This is a genomic window from Patulibacter americanus DSM 16676 (assembly GCF_000420025.1).
In the GTDB taxonomy this organism is placed as follows: Bacteria; Actinomycetota; Thermoleophilia; order Solirubrobacterales; family Solirubrobacteraceae; genus Patulibacter; species Patulibacter americanus.
The window spans coordinates 1-15,012 of the sequence record NZ_ATUD01000022.1 but is presented as its reverse complement, the minus strand read 5'-3'; the positions used below and the strand labels follow the sequence as shown (position 1 = coordinate 15,012).

Here is a 15,012-nt window from a genome sequence, read left to right as displayed (position 1 = left end):
GCCCGCGCCCTACCCCACCACGGCCTGCGCGGCCACGGAGCAGCGGTTCTGACCGGGATCGGGGTCGTTGACCTTCCAGCGGGAGGACACGAGGATCCGCACGCCGGCGGCTTCGATCTGGACCTGGCCGTTGTTGGGCAGCTCGGCGATGATCGGCCCGGCGGTCTGGGGGACCGCGACGTCCTCCGAGGCCTGGCGGGTGGTGACCGTGCCGCCGGCGCCCGTGGCGAGGGTGATGTTGCGGATGCCGGCCGGACCGGCCTGGCAGACGACGGTCAGGCGGCCGACGCCGGGGATGTCGGTGCCCGCCACGTCACGGCCGGCCGCGGCCGCGTCGCCGCGCCACACGACCTGGGCGGAGGCGATGCCCGTCGAGCCGGCGGTCTGCGCGACGACCTCGGCCTCGGCGTGGCACCGCGCGGAGCCGGTCGAGGTGAAGTCCCACACCCAGGTGACGCGCACGCCGACCGGGGCCGCGAGGGCCGCGTCGCCGGGGCCCGCGATGGTGCCGCGGTCGGTGAGCAGCGCGACGAACTCGCCCGTCGACGTCTTCTCGGGCGGCGTGAACTTGTTCAGGCCCTCGGAGAAGTCGCGGCCGGTGCCCGTGGTGGCGAGCGCCTCGCGCAGCGCCTTCTCGCGCGTGTCGGCCGTGGCGCCCCAGTCCTTGTACGTCCAGTTCAGCAGCGAGGTCTCGCGCCGCAGGTCCGTCGGGTAGACGCGCAGCCCCTGGGCGTCGGGGCGGCAGAGGATCTCGCCGTGGCCGATGCCGGGGAGCACGAAGCCGGCGACGTCGCGGCCCGTCGGCTTGCCGCCGGACCAGTCGACGACGGCGCGCTGACGCGACGGCGTGGCCGAGGCCGCCGAGGGATCGGTCGACGCCGCGGACAGGACCACGGCGGCCGTGGCGCGCATCGTGGCGGAGCCGCCGGCGCGGCCCGACGCCGTCACGCGGTAGGCCCCGGACGGCAAGGTCCCCGCGGCCTGCAGCGCGACCTCGGTCGGACCCGACAGCGTGCCCGGGACGTTGGCGGACGCGACCCGCTTGCCCGCCGCGTTCAGGAGCGCGACGCGCACCCCGCGCGAGCGGCGACCGGCGACGGGGCGCAGCTGGACCCGCACGACGGAGCGGCCGGCGACGACGGTCGTGGCGCGGAGCGTCGCGCGGACCGGGAGCGACGGGGCGGAGAGCCGCCACGAGGCGGTGCCCCGCACCGTGCCGCAGCCGGCGACGCGTCCCCGGACGACGATCCGCACGGGGCCGCGCGCCGGGGTGCCGCGCAGGCGCAGCTCGACGGGCGCGGTGCCGGTCCGCACCGTGCCGGCGGCGCGGCCGGTGGCGAGCGTGCGCCCGCGGCGGGTGACGGTCACGCGGACGCCGGTCGCGCTGCGGGCTCCCGACAGCCGGACCGTCGCGACGGGGCGGTCCTGCAGCGTCGTGGGGTCGCGCGTGTCGAGCGTGCCGGTCAACGCCGTCCGGCACGTCGCGGTGCTCGCGGCGAGAGCCGGCGCGGAGACCGTGAGGGCGAGCAGAGCGCCGCCGACCGCGGTCGCGCCGCCCAGCAGCAGGGTGCGTGGGCGTTCAGGCATCACGGGAGTCCATCGGCATCCATGGTCCCGGACTTCAGTGGCGCGCGCGACACCGGACGGTTCGGTGCAGGGCGCCCCCACCCGCACTTCGCGTGTGCCCGACGGACCGTGCAACTGCGGACTGTCGCACCATCGCCCCGCCCGGCCCGGACGGCGCTGCTCCGTCCCCCACGCAGCCCGCCCCCACGCAGCCCGCGCCCCTCGCATCACCCCGGACCAACGATCTCCCGACCGCGGCAGTACGAATATGACAAGCGCGCTGTGCATATTCGTACGGCCGCGCGCGGTCATCCCCGTCCCGCCGCCCCGAAGGCCGGGTCGGGCGACGCCGCGGCCTCGGGCACGTGCAGCGCGCGCATCGCCCCCGCGACCGCGATCCGCGACGGGGGCGTGTCGCGCAGCGAGACGACGGCCATGGTCAGGAACGCGACGGGGACGGAGATCAGCGCGGGCTGGGCGAGCAGGGACTCCTCCGCCGCGCCACCCGCGAAGACCGCCGCCACGATGCCGCCGCTGGCGCAGAACCCGCCGGCGATCATCCCCGCCAGCGCGCCGCGGGGCGTCAGGCGCGACCACCAGATGCCCAGGAGCAGCAGCGGGCAGAACGTCGACGCCGCCAGCGCGAACGACCACGAGACGAGGATCGTGATGTCGAGCCCGCGCGCGGCGACCGCGAGCAGCGAGGGCACCGCGATCGTGACCACGGCCGCGGCGCGGTAGCGGCGGCGGCGCGCCCGGTCGTCGTCGGGGCCGCCGCGCCGCGGCGCCAGGTCGTAGGCCACCGTCCCGGCGGTCGAGACGAGCAGGCCCGAGGCGGTCGAGACGAACGCGGCGAACGCGCCCGCCGAGACGAACGCCGTCGCCAGCTCGCCCGTCCAGCCCTCGAGCACCGCGGAGGGCAGGCGCAGGACCACGAGGTCCGTGTCGCCCGTGACGTAGAGCTCCGGCGTCAACGCCCGCCCGACGAGGCCGTAGACGACGGGGAAGAGGTAGAAGAGCCCGAGCAGCCCGAGCACGCGCACCGTCGTGTGCCGCGCGGCCGAGCCCGTGGCGTTCGTGTAGAAGCGGACGAGGATGTGTGGCAGGCCCATCGTCCCGAGGAACGTGGCGATGAGCAGGGAGTAGATGAAGAGCGGGCTCCCCCGCCCCTCGCCGCCGGCCGGCCGGGCCCACTCCGCCCCGGTCTGCGCGCGGATGCCGTCGGCCACCGGCACGGCCGTGCCCTCCGGCAGCCGGACCTCGCCCCGCGGCAGCACGACGCGCTGCCCCGCGGCGACGCGGTGGCGCGTCACGCGGTCCGCAGCCGCGCCGCCGCCCCCAGCCGCGCCGCCGCCCGCAGCCGCGCCGCCGCCCCCAGCCGCGCCGCCGCCCCCAGCCGCGCCGCCGCCGGCAGCCGCGCCTCGCCCGCCGAACGTCCCGCCGTCCGCCACCGTCTCGTACGTCGCCGCGCGCGGGAACGTCACCGGGTGCGGCACGTCGATCCGCACGACGAGGCCACCCTCGGGTGCGCTCGGGAGCTCCTGGCCGAGCAGGGCGGCGCGCTCCGGCAGGCCGCCGAGGTGGGCGACGATCAGGCACGCGGGCAGGCTGATCGCCACGAGCTTGACCCAGAACTGGAACGCCTGGACGTAGGTGACCGCGCGCATGCCGCCGAACGCGACGCTCGCGCAGACGATGACGGCCGCGATGAGGATGCCGACGCCGTAGGGCACGTCGGCGGCCTCGCCCAGGGCCAGCCCCGCGCCGCGCAGCTGCGGGACGAGGTAGAGCCCGCCGATCGCCAGCAGCGTGATGGCCGACGCCGTGCGCAGCGTGCGGCTGCCCAGACGGCCCTCGACGAAGTCGGGGATCGTGTACGAGCCGAAGCGCCGCAGGGGCGCGGCGACGAAGAGCAGCAGCGCGAGGTACCCCGCCGCGAACCCCACGGGCAGCCACAGCGCGGCGAGCCCGGAGCGCATCGTCAGGCCCGCGACGCCGAGGAACGACGCCGCCGACAGGTACTCGCCCGAGATCGCCGCCGCGTTCCACCACGGGGTGATCGCCCGCGAGGCGACGAAGAGGTCGGACGTGGTGCGGGCCCAGCGCACCCCCCACGCGCCGATGCCGAGCGCCCCGCCCGTGACGGCGACGATCGCCGCGAGCGCCAGCACTACGCCGCGCCCGGGCCCGGCGGCCCGTCCGTCTCCGGCCGCCCGCCCGCATCCCGCCCGACCGCGCCCGGTCCGCCGACGCCCGGACCGCCCGCGCCCAGGGTTCCCGTCGGGCGCCACGGCGCACCGTTGGCCCCCCCGATGCCGCCGAACCGCAGCGGCTCGTCCGGGTCGTCCTCCGCCACGAGGGCGACGAACGTCTCGTCGAGCCCGTCCGCGCGGCGCACGTAGATCCAGGCGATGAGGACGAACACCGGGTACGGCGCCAGCATCAGGAGCACCGCGAGGGGCACGCCCAGGATCGTGTGCTCCTCGAGGCTGGGGAGCGCCAGGGCGACGAGGGGCAGCGCGCCGACGAGCCCGCCGAACGCGAGCACGGTGACGCCGGAGAGCGCGAGGTGCGCGCTGCGCAGGCGGTCGAGGTAGAGCTGCGCGTGCGGGGTCGCCTCGTCGAGCTCGCGGCGGTCGACGCTCACGCGCGCAGCCTCCGCCGCAGCTCGCCGACCTGCCGACGGGCGACGGGCACCTCGCTGCCGTCGGCGAACCGCAACGCGGCCGTCCCGCCCAGCTGCGGGTGCAGCTCGACCGCGCGGCGCAGGTCGACGAGGTAGCCGCGGTGCACCCGGACGAACCCGTGGGGCGCCCACCGCTGCTCGAGGTCGCCGAGCCGCGCGCGGAGGAGGAACCGCCCGTCGTCGGCCACGATCCGGACGTAGTCGCCGTAGGCCTCGACGTAGAGGATCGAGCTGCGCCGCACGAGCCGCGTGCCGCCGCCGCGCACGTTGTCGACGGGCACGAGCTCGCCGTCGAGCGCGTCGCCCGGCGCGCCCGCGACCGGAGCCCCAGCGGCCCCCGCAGCGTTCGTGCCCGCGGCGATCCCCGTGCCGACGCCGCCCGGCGGCTCCATCCCGGACCCGTGCCCGAGCCCGCCCGCCGACGGTGCCACGGCACCTGCCCGCCCGGCCGCGGCCGCCGCGGCCGCGTCCGCCGCCCGCGCGTCGCCGACCCGACGCAGGGTCTCCTCGAGCCGCGAGGTCGCCACCGGCTTGAGCAGGTAGTCCACGGCCTGCAGGGCGAACGCCTCGACCGCCGCGCTCTCGTGCGCCGTGACGAAGACGAGGGCCGGCGGGTCGGAGAAGCGCCGCACGACGCGCGCCAGGCGCACGCCGTCGAGGCCCGGCATCCGCACGTCGAGCAGCAGCAGGTCGAACTGGCCGTCGCCGAGCAGCTCGAGCGCGGCCTCGCCGCCCGACGCCGTCACGACCTCGCCGACGGAGGGGGACGCGCGGAGCATCCGCTCGAGGTCGGCGAGCGCCAGTGGTTCGTCGTCCACGGCCAGCACGCGCAGGCCGGCGGTCGCCGTCGCGGCCGGGACGCTCACCGGGTCGCCTCGGCCGGGCCGGGCACGGTCGCAGTGGGGCCGGGCAGGGTCGGGATCGGACCTGGCGCGCTCACGGTGCGACCTCCGCCGGGGCGACCTCGTGGGCCATCTGGGCGCGGACCTCGGCGCGGAACTTCGGCACGCGCATCCGCACGACCGTCCCCTGCTCCGGGCGCCCCGTGACCCGCAGGCCGTAGCTCTCGCCGAACGACGCCCGCAGCCGCGCGTCGACGTTGCGCAGGCCGATGCCGCCGCGGGCGCCGGCCAGCGCGGAGCGAGCGACGGCGGGGTCGACCCCGGGCCCGTCGTCCGTCACGCGCAGCTCGACGTCGCGGTCCAGGTCGACCCCCACGATCTCGACGTGCGCCGGGCCCTCGGCCGCGCGGCCCTCGACCCCGTGGCGGATCGCGTTCTCCACGAGCGGCTGCAGCGAGAGCACGGGCACGGCGGCACCCAGGATCTCGGGCGCGACCGCGACCCGCACCTCGAGCCGGTCACCGAACCGCGCCTGCTCGAGCCGCAGGTACTTCTGGACGTAGTGCAGCTCGTCGGCCAACGGCACGTACGAGCGCTGCTCGCGGAACGCGTAGCGGGTGAAGTCGGCGAACTCGGTCAACAGCTCGCGCGCCTCGTCCGGCGCGGTGTGGATCAGGGCGGCGATCGCGGCCATCGCGTTGTAGACGAAGTGGGGCGAGATCTGGGCCCGCAGCGCCCGCAGCTCGGCCGTCGACGCGCGCGCCTCCTGCTCCGCCAGCACCGACAGGCCGACCTGGGCCGAGACGAGCGCCGCGGTCTCGGCGACGACCCGCGCGTCCTCGGCCCGCACCCGGCCGGGAGGGAACAGCGCCAGCAGCCAGCCGACGTGCTCCTCCCCCACCCGCAGCGCGACGACGACCGCCGCGCGCGGCTGGGTCACGTCGCCCAGCGTCACGAGCGGCTCGACGTGCACGCGCTCCGCGGACGCCTGGAACACCACGGGCGGCAGCGGATCGCCGGGATCGAGCGGGCCGGACCCGGCGCGGGCGAGCACCTGCTCGCGGTCGAGCAGCACGACGGTCGGCGCCTGCGCGAGGGCCCGCACGTGCGCCACGGCCCGCTGGGCGCTGCGCACGGTCAGGCCGCGGCGCAGGTCGGGCAGCATCGCGGCGACGTGGTGCAGCGCCGCGCGCGTGGCCTCGTCGCCCGGGGCCAGGAGCCGACGGGGATGACGCACGAGGCGGGAGAGGGCCAGGAGCGACGCCGTCAGCGCGGCGCCCAGCGCCATGCCGAGGAGCAGGACCACGGCGCCATCCTATCCCGAGGGTGCCCGGCGTCACACGACGGGTCCACCGGCCGCCGTTCGTCGCGCTCCACCCGCCGTTCGTCGCGCGGTGGACACCGTCCACCGAGGACCGTGGACGACGAACGGCCGGGCGACGAGCGTCGGTCCCATGGACACCCCCGACACGCCCCCGACGGACGCCGCCCCGCCACCGCGCGGGACCACGCCCGAGGTGGCCACCTGGCAACAGGTGGCCGAGACCCCCGAGTTCCAGGAGCTCGTGCAGAAGAAGCGCGCCTGGATCGTGCCCGCCACGGTCTTCTTCCTCTTCTGGTACCTGCTCTTCATCCTCATGGCGGGCTACGCCGAGGACTTCATGGGCTCCGAGTTCCTCGTCGACGGCCTGACCGTCGGCTACGTCTTCGCCCTCTCGCAGTTCGTCATGACGTTCGGGCTGGCGCTCGCCTACGTGCGCCGCTCCCGCGACGTCTTCGACCCGCTGCGGGTCCGCGCGCTCGAGCGCGCCGCCGAGATCGCCAACGAGCCGATCGCTCCCGGGACGACCGGGACCGCCGGTACTCCCGGCGCCCGCGGAACCGCGGCCGGATCGACCGATCCCGCCACCCCCGGCCCCCACCCGACCGACCCGACCGATCACCACGAAGGGGACCACCGATGAGCCCGTTCCTCGCCCAGGCGTCCGACGGCGTCAACGGCCTGGCCGTCGGCATCTTCGCCCTCGTCGTCGGCATCACCCTCGCCATCACGTTCTGGGCCAGCAAGAAGACGACGTCCTCGACGGACTTCTTCACCGCCGGTCGCGGCATCACGGGCCGCCAGAACGGGTTCGCCATCGCCGGCGACTACATGTCGGCCGCGTCGTTCCTCGGCATCGCGGGCCTCATCTACTACTTCGGCTTCGATGGCTTCCTCTACTCCGTCGGCTTCCTCGTCGCGTTCCTCACCGTCCTGTTCCTGCTGGCGGAGCGGATGCGCAACGCCGGCAAGTTCACGATCGCCGACGTCCTCTCCCACCGCCTGAACGCTCGGCCCGCGCGTGCCGCCGCGGCCGTGGGCACCCTGACGGTCGCCGCCTTCTACCTCATCGCGCAGATGGTCGGCGCGGGCGTGCTGATCCAGGCCCTCATGGGCATCTCGTTCCAGCTGTCCGTCGTGCTGACGGGCATCTTCATGCTCTCCTACGTGATCTTCGGCGGCATGCTCGCCACCACGTGGGTGCAGATCGTCAAGGCCGTCATGCTCATGACCGCCACGACGATCCTCACGATCCTCGTGCTGATCAAGGTCGGCGGCAACCCGCTGAACCTCTTCACCCAGGCGCGCGACGCGAGCCCCGAGGGCGCGCGGTACCTGGCGCCGGGCCTGAACTACACGAACCCGATCGACACGGTCTCGCTCGGCCTGGGCCTCGTGCTCGGTACCGCCGGCCTGCCCCACATCCTCATGCGGTTCTTCACCGTGCCGACGGCGAAGGCCGCCCGCACCTCGGTGGTCTGGGCGATCGGCCTGATCGGCGCCTTCTACCTCATGACCACGGCGCTCGGCTTCGGCGCCCGCGCCCTCATCGGCGGGACCGAGCTCGCGTCCGGCATCGACAAGGCCGGCAACCTCGCCGCGCCGCGCCTGGCCGAGTTCATCGGCGGCGGCGCCGGCACGTTCGGCGGCGACCTGTTCCTCGCGATCATCGCCGCCGTCGCGTTCGCCACGATCCTGGCGGTCGTCGCCGGGCTCGTCATCTCCGCCTCGGGCGCCATGGCGCACGACGTCTGGAACGGCATCGTCAAGCGCGGCACCGCCACGGACAAGGAGGAGATGTGGGCCGGCCGCGTCGCGGCCCTGATCGTCGGCGTGATCGCGATCGTCGTCGCCGTCATCGGCGGCGAGGGCCTGAACGTCTCGTTCATGGTCGGCCTCGCGTTCGCCGTCGCCGCGTCGGCGAACTTCCCGGCGCTGCTGCTGGCGCTGACCTGGCGCCGGTTCAACACCACGGGCGCGCTGACTGGCGTGGCGTTCGGCGTGATCTCGGCGATCCTGCTGATCGTCATCTCGCCCGGCGTGTGGCCCGGCTCGGGCGGCTCGCCGCTGGGCTGGGACCTGAAGAACCCGGGCATCGTCTCGATCCCGCTGGGCTTCTTCGGCTGCTGGCTCGGCACGGTGCTCTCCTCGGACTCCTCGACGCAGGACAAGTTCGACGAGCTCCGCGTGCGGGCCGAGACGGGCCTGGGCGCCGAGGAAGCGGTCTCGCACTAGCCCAGGCAGGTGGAGACGGTGCGGGCCCCGGCCCGTGCGTCTCGGGCGGCGCCGCGTCGGACGCCGACGCGGCACGGCCCACCCGCAGGTCCACCCACTCGCCCGAAAGGGCGGTACACCTCGCCGGCGCGCTCTGTGCGCCGGCGCACCCTTGTAGGTTCACAGGAACGCGCCGCCCCTCCGGCGGCGCGCACCAGATCTCGACGGAGGACGCAGACGAGATGAGCACCGAGACCCCCCGCACCCTGACCGAGCACGCCGTCGAGGAGCGCCTGCACGAGCTCCTCGGCCAGGAGCGCTTCCCGCCGCCGCCCGGCTTCGCCGCGCAGGCCGAGATCACGGACCCCGAGCTGCGGGCCCGCGCCGCCGCGGACCCCGTCGCGTACTGGGAGGAGCAGGCCGGCAAGCTGCGCTGGTCGACGCCATGGGAGACCGCGCTGAACGACTCCGAGGCCCCCTTCTACCGCTGGTTCGAAGGGGGTCGGATCAACGTGTCCGACAACTGCCTCGACCGGCACGTCGAGGCGGGCAACGGCGAGCGCGTCGCGTTCCACTGGCACGGCGAGGAGGGCGAGCAGCGCGACGTCACCTACGCGGAGCTGCTGGACCAGACCGCGCGGTTCGCGGGCGCCCTGCGCGACCTGGGCGTGCAGGAGGGCGACGTCGTCGGGATCTACCTGCCGATGATCCCCGAGGTCGCCGTCGCGATGCTCGCGTGCACCCGGATCGGCGCGGTCCACAACGTCGTCTTCGGCGGCTTCTCCGCCGGCTCCGTCGCGGAGCGTATGGAGGTCTCGGGCGCCAAGGTGCTCGTCACGGCCGACGGCTCGCGCCGCAAGGGCAAGACGGCCCCGGTCAAGCCCGAGGTCGACCGCACGATGGGCGGCCTGCAGGGCCTGGAGAAGATCGTCGTCGTCCGCCACGCCGGCCTGGACGACGTCCCGATGACGGAGGGTCGCGACGTCTTCTTCGACGAGGTCGTCGCCGCCGCCGACCCCGTCGACCCGGTGCCGCTCGACGCCGAGGCGCCGATGTTCATCCTCTACTCGTCCGGCTCGACCGCAAAGCCGAAGGGCATCCAGCACACCACGGGTGGCTACCTCACCGGCGTCACGACGACGCTGCGCCAGGTCTTCGACCTCAAGCCGGAGGAGGACGTCTTCTGGTGCTCCGCCGACGTCGGCTGGGTGACCGGGCACTCCTACATCGTCTACGGCCCGCTCGCCAACGGCATCACGTCCGTGATGTACGAGGGCGCCCCGGACTACCCGCACAAGGGCATCTGGTGGGAGCTGATCGAGCGGCGCGGGGTGACGAAGTTCTACACCGCCCCCACGGCGATCCGGGCGGCCATGAAGTGGGGCGTCGAACACGTCTCGGGCCGCGACCTCACGTCCCTCAAGCTGCTGGGCTCGGTCGGCGAGCCGATCAACCCGAAGGCGTGGCTCTGGTACTGGCACGTCGTCGGCGGCGAGCGCTGCCCCGTCGTCGACACCTGGTGGCAGACGGAGACCGGCGCCATGGTCGTCACGACGCTCCCGGGGCTCGACGACGCGAAGCCCGGGTCCGCCGGCACCCCGCTGCCCGGCTACGAGGTCCAGGTGCTCGACGCCGAGACCGGCGAGCCCGTGAGCGAGGGCGAGGGCCTCCTGGCCATCCCCCGCCCCTGGCCCTCCATGCTGCGCACGCTCTACCAGGATCCCGACCGCTACCGGTCGACGTACTGGGAGCGGTTCGGCGAGTCGACGTACTTCGTGGGCGACTCCGCGCGGATCGACAAGGACGGCTACATCTGGGTCATCGGCCGCGTCGACGACGTGATCAACGTCTCGGGTCACCGCCTGTCGACGGCCGAGGTCGAGTCCGCGATCGTCGCGCACCCCCACGTCGCCGAGGCCGCCGTCGTGGCCCAGGCGGACGACCTGACGGGCCAGGCGATCGTGGCGTACGTGACGCTGCAGGGCGAGACGAAGTCCTCCGACGAGGTCGGCGACGAGATCAACGCGGGGATCGCCGACCGCATCGGCAAGCTCGCACGCCCGAAGCGGATCGTCTGGACGCAGGACCTGCCGAAGACCCGGTCGGGCAAGATCATGCGCCGCCTGCTGCGCGACATCGCGGAGGAGCGCGATCTGGGCGACGTCACGACGCTCGCCGACCCGTCCGTGGTCGAGAACCTGCAGGAGCGCTGGAAGGCCGGGGCCTAGGCCCGGATCCGCGTCCCGACGGGCCCGACGGCGGCCCGTCGGGGGCCGCGGATGCCCCATCCAGACTGCTCGTGACCACCGTTACCCGATCGGACGTCCGTTCCGGCCTCCGGCACCCCCCATGGGGAGTACGCTCGGCGATAGTGTCCGGCGCAACGAATCGGGGTACCCGCTGGCCGGGCGTCGGCAGCGCCGCCCGCGGGGCCGGTCTCCAGCGACGTTCCAACTCTGTGACGTCGGGCACAGAGGGCATCCGCGGAGCGGGCGCGGTCGTTGGACGTCACGGGAGAGGTACGCCCGGTCTCGGCATCCCGTCGAGTGCGGCGTATACTCGCGCAGGTTCGAGAGGATGCCGATGACTCATGGAGCGCTCGCGAAGCGCGATCGATCCGACGCCCGTCATCCGGGCGTCGCGACGGTCGTGATCGCCGACGACAACGATCACTTCCGCGCGGGCATGGTGCGCGCGCTCGAGCGGCGGGATGACCTCGAGCTGGTCCACGCGGTGAGCGACGGCGCGCAGGCGCTCGACGTCATCCGCGCCCTGCACCCGGACGTGGCGCTCATCGACGCGCGGATGCCCATCCTGGACGGCCTGCTGCTCACGCGGACCGTCCGGGCCGAGCCCGCGCTGGCCGCCACCCGCATCATCCTGCTGAGCGCCCGGGCGGAAGACGAGTTCGCCGCGCAGGCGCTCGAGGCCGGCGCCGTCGGGTTCCTGGAGAAGTCGCAGTCCCGCCGCGACATCTGCGACGCCGTCACGCGCCTCGCGCCACCGAGACCCGACGCCTGATGGCCGTCGCGCCCGACCACCGGAGTCCCGAGCTCGTGCCCCGCACCGCGGCGGCCACGTTCGACGACACCCTGGCCGGCTCGCGCAACCGCGGCCGCGCCGTCATCCGGGTCATGGTCGCGGCCGCCCTGGGGATCGTGGTCGTCAGCTCCCCCACCGAGCCCGACACCGCGGCGCTCGTGGCGCTCTACGCCACGGCGATCTACATCGCCGTCACCAGCGTCCTCGTGTGGCGGATCCCCGTCTCGCAGGTCAGCACGGTCGCCGACCTGCGCCGGGCGCTGCTCGACGTCGTCGCGATCACGGCGGTGGCCGCGACCGTCGAGGACCCGCGCACCGCCGTCCTGCTCTTCCTCTGCGCGATCCCGTTGGGCCACAGCCTCACGCTCACGGCGTCGGCCGTGGCCGGGATCACCGCGGCCGGCGTCACCGCGGCCTTCGCCCTCTGGACCACCGGGGTGCTCTTCGACGATGCCTACGGGCTCAGCGACGGCGCGCTGCTGCTGGTCGCCTTCGCCCTGGGCTGGTGCGGGCTCGTCGCGTGTCTCATCGCCGTGGAGCGCGAGCGGCGCAGCATTCGGATCTCCGAGCTCTCCGGCTCCGTCCAGGAGATGCTGCGGCAGGCCATCCGGGCGGAGGAGACGGAGCGCCAGCGCGTGGCCGACCTGCTGCACGACGACGTCCTCCAGATCCTGCTGACGACCCGCCACGACATCGCCGACGCGATGGACGGCGAGCTCGAGCTGCTGCCCGACGCGCGCGCCGGTCTCGAGGCCGCCACGCGGCGCCTGCGCGAGACCATCGGGGGCCTGCGGACCGAGGGCGTGGCCGCCCACAGCCTGGGCGCCGGCGTCCGGCTGCTCACGGAGCAGGCCGCAGCGCGGCGGGGGTCGACCGCCGAGGTCCAGGTCGACCGCCGGCTCGAGGACATCCACCACCCGCTGCTGCTCTCCGTCGTCCGCGACCTGCTGCGCGACGCGGAGCGCACGAGCGCCCCCACGCGATTGGCGGTGCGGATCGCGGCCCAGGACGGCATGCTGGTCCTGACGATGGTGCACGACGACCGCCGCTTCGCGCTCGGGCTCGACTTCACGTCGGACGACGAGGACGATGTCCTGGCCGCCGTCGACCACCGGGTGCGTGCCGTCACCGGCGCGTTCACCGTGACCCGCGGCGTCGACGGCGACCGCACGCTGCGCGTCGTCCTTCCCATCCGTCCCCCCGACGACCCGGCCCCTTCGGGGACGCCGACGCCGTCGGATCCGCTCCGCGCGGAGCTTCCGCGATGAGCTCACCGAACCGAGGCCCCATGTCGACCGATCCCGTCCCAGATCCCACCGCCCCCGAGGCGGCCTCCCGCATCGGCGACATCCTCGCGACCGCCGAGCGGCAGGTCACGGAGATCCTGGCCCAGGCCGATCGCCAGGCCGCCGAGGTCCACGCGGAGAGCGCCCGGCTCCTCGAGGCCCGCTCGCAGGAGCTCGAGGAGATCGCCGCCGGCCTCGTCGCCGCCGCCGCCGCGGCCCAGGCGGGGCTGGAGCGCCTGCGCGCCCTGGAGCCGCTCGACCTGCCGGCCACGCACGGCGGGGCGCACGGCGCCCTGGCCCTGACCGCGGGGGCTCCGGAGGCAGCGACCCCGGACGCGGGAGCCCCGGACGCCGCGGCGCCGCAGGCCCCGGCCCCCGACGCCGCGAACGCCGCCCCCGAAGCCGCGGGCGCCGACGACGCAGCCGCGAGCCCGGACGCCCCGCGCAACGGCGGGTCGTCGTCCGGCGGCGCCGGCATCCTGCACCGGCCCGCGGAGTGGGTGGGCTTCGGCGAGCCCGCCGGCCGCGCGGAGCCCGCGGCGGACGCCGCCTCGCGCGACGAGCACGCTGCGGCCGACCCCGGCGCGTCCGGCGCGCCCGCCGGCGCCGGAGGGACGACCGTGCCGCCGTCGGCGGGGGTCGCGGGCCCCGCAGGCTCCCCCGCCGGGAGCGCCCCCGCGGCGCAGGGCGCGTCGCCGGCCGGCGACGCCGCCTCGCCGGCCCCGGAGGCCTCGCCCGACGAGCTCGCCGACATGCCGATCATCGCCGAGAGCGACAGCGCCCCCTACCCGCAGGACGCGCCGGAGAAGATCGACAGCGCGCGGCTCGTGGCGCTGTCGATGGCCGCGAACGGCCGCTCCCGCGAGGAGGTCGAGGCCCACGTCCGCGACGAGCTCGGGATCGTGGACCACGCGGCGCTCATCGACTACGTCTTCGGCATCTCGGCGCCCTCGTCGATCGTGCCGAGCTGGCCGCCGCGCCGTCGGCGCCGCGGCGCCTAGCCGGCCCGGCGGGGCCTCGCGCGGCGCCGGCTAGCGCAGCGGGGCCAGCCAGCGCAGCGGGGCCGGCTACCAGGACTCGCCGGTGCGCCCGCGGCGCAGCACGACGGCCACGGCGAGGAGCAGCAGCACCAGGCCGCCGACGACCAGGACGGTGTTGCCGCGAGACGGCGCCTGCGCGGCCGTGTTGTCGGCCAGGAGGCCGCCGCGGGAGGCGTCGCCGCCCCCGCTCGTGGTGGTGCCCGCGGGCGCGGCGTCGGAGGTCCCGGTCGTCGTGCCCGTGCTGCCGGCGGCGGGCGCCGGCGTCGTGCCGGTGCTGCCGGCGGCGGGCGCGGGCGTCGTGCCCGTCGCGGCGCGCCCGTCGGCGTCGGCGTCGGCGGCGGCCGCGGGCGTCGGGGTGGTGGCGCCCGTGGTCGTCGTCGACGTGGCGCCGTTCTCGGTGGTGGTGGCGGACCCGTCCGCGCCGCCGGAGCCGGGGGCCCCGGCGGCGTCGTCCGAGTCCACGGCGGGGGCGCCCGCGACGTCATCGTCCGCGGTCCCCCGACCAGCGGACGCGTCGTCGTCGGGCGTCGCGGACCCGCCGCGGGTGGTGCAGTCGCGGCCCGGGAGGACGCCGGAGGCGCCCGTCTCGCCGTAGCCGTCGCCCGTGGGCGACCCCGGGGTGCCGGGGGTGCAAGTGGTGGTGTCGGCGGGATCGCAGGCCTTCGCCGCGTCGCCGGGGAGGACGCCGGAGGCGCCCGTCTCGCCGTAGCCGTCGCCCGTGGGCGACGAGGGAGTGCCCGTCACGCAGTCCGGGGCGGGCGGGTCGCAGGCGTCGGCGGCCGCGCTGCCGGGGAGGACGCCGGAGGCGCCCGTCTCACCGTAGCCGTCGCCCGTGGGCGTGGACGGCGCGCCTGTCACGCAGTCCGGGGCGGGCGGGTCGCAGGCGTCGGCGGCCGCGCTGCCGGGCAGGACGCCGGACGCGCCCGTCTCGCCGTAGCCGTCGCCCGTGGGCGTCGAGGGGGTGCCCGTCGGGCAGTCGCGCCCCGGCGGGTCGCAGGCGGCCGAGCCTGCGCCG

The 15,012-nt window shown here is 75.6% G+C and carries 11 protein-coding genes and 1 pseudogene; 6 read left to right on the top strand and 6 right to left on the bottom strand.

The features are described from left to right. Nucleotides 1–9 precede the first annotated feature (9 nt). The 5 genes from F593_RS0120615 to F593_RS27185 all read right to left on the bottom strand — a co-directional run bounded on the left by F593_RS0120615 (nt 10) and on the right by F593_RS27185 (nt 6,400). Nucleotides 10–1,587: a hypothetical protein gene (locus F593_RS0120615; protein WP_022930639.1), complete on the bottom strand. Its 1,578-nt coding sequence runs from the start codon at nt 1,585–1,587 to the stop codon at nt 10–12. A 287-nt stretch (nt 1,588–1,874) separates the two neighbouring features. Beyond that, nucleotides 1,875–3,737: a sodium/solute symporter gene (locus F593_RS30680; RefSeq protein ID WP_022930638.1), complete on the bottom strand. Its 1,863-nt coding sequence runs from the start codon at nt 3,735–3,737 to the stop codon at nt 1,875–1,877. Further along, nucleotides 3,737–4,213 (bottom strand): DUF485 domain-containing protein, encoded by a 477-nt coding sequence (locus tag F593_RS28960; RefSeq protein ID WP_022930637.1) that lies wholly within the window; start codon nt 4,211–4,213, stop codon nt 3,737–3,739. Before F593_RS28960 ends, F593_RS30680 begins: the two co-directional genes overlap by 1 nt. Further along, a complete protein-coding gene (locus tag F593_RS0120600) occupies nt 4,210–5,118 on the bottom strand; it encodes a LytR/AlgR family response regulator transcription factor (RefSeq protein WP_022930636.1) in 909 nt (302 codons plus the stop codon). Before F593_RS0120600 ends, F593_RS28960 begins: the two co-directional genes overlap by 4 nt. 70 nt (nt 5,119–5,188) lie before the next feature. After that, nucleotides 5,189–6,400 (bottom strand): sensor histidine kinase, encoded by a 1,212-nt coding sequence (locus F593_RS27185; protein ID WP_022930635.1) that lies wholly within the window; start codon nt 6,398–6,400, stop codon nt 5,189–5,191. 148 nt (nt 6,401–6,548) lie between these two features. Here F593_RS27185 and F593_RS28955 point away from each other — a divergent pair, with 148 nt between their 5' ends. The 6 genes from F593_RS28955 to F593_RS0120570 all read left to right on the top strand — a co-directional run bounded on the left by F593_RS28955 (nt 6,549) and on the right by F593_RS0120570 (nt 13,958). Then, nucleotides 6,549–7,058, top strand: a complete 510-nt coding sequence (locus F593_RS28955) for a DUF485 domain-containing protein (protein ID WP_022930634.1) — start codon at nt 6,549–6,551, stop codon at nt 7,056–7,058. After that, nucleotides 7,055–8,650, top strand: a complete 1,596-nt coding sequence (locus F593_RS0120585) for a solute symporter family protein (protein ID WP_022930633.1) — start codon at nt 7,055–7,057, stop codon at nt 8,648–8,650. The genes F593_RS28955 and F593_RS0120585 overlap by 4 nt, the downstream gene beginning before the upstream one ends. 221 nt (nt 8,651–8,871) lie before the next feature. Next, a complete protein-coding gene (acs, locus tag F593_RS27175; RefSeq protein WP_033208779.1) occupies nt 8,872–10,857 on the top strand; it encodes an acetate--CoA ligase in 1,986 nt (661 codons plus the stop codon). A gap of 355 nt (nt 10,858–11,212) precedes the next feature. Continuing rightward, a complete protein-coding gene (locus tag F593_RS27170) occupies nt 11,213–11,650 on the top strand; it encodes a response regulator (RefSeq protein ID WP_022930631.1) in 438 nt (145 codons plus the stop codon). After that, nucleotides 11,650–12,939 carry a sensor histidine kinase gene (locus F593_RS27165; protein ID WP_022930630.1) on the top strand — a complete coding sequence of 430 codons (1,290 nt, stop codon included), beginning with the start codon at nt 11,650–11,652 and terminating at the stop codon, nt 12,937–12,939. The genes F593_RS27170 and F593_RS27165 overlap by 1 nt, the downstream gene beginning before the upstream one ends. A 20-nt stretch (nt 12,940–12,959) precedes the next feature. Further along, entirely contained in the window at nt 12,960–13,958 is a 999-nt protein-coding gene (locus tag F593_RS0120570) for a hypothetical protein (RefSeq protein WP_022930629.1), read from the top strand. A gap of 66 nt (nt 13,959–14,024) precedes the next feature. Here the strand turns inward: F593_RS0120570 and F593_RS30485 are convergent. After that, nucleotides 14,025–15,012 (bottom strand): annotated as a pseudogene (locus F593_RS30485) (hypothetical protein); the annotation flags it as partial.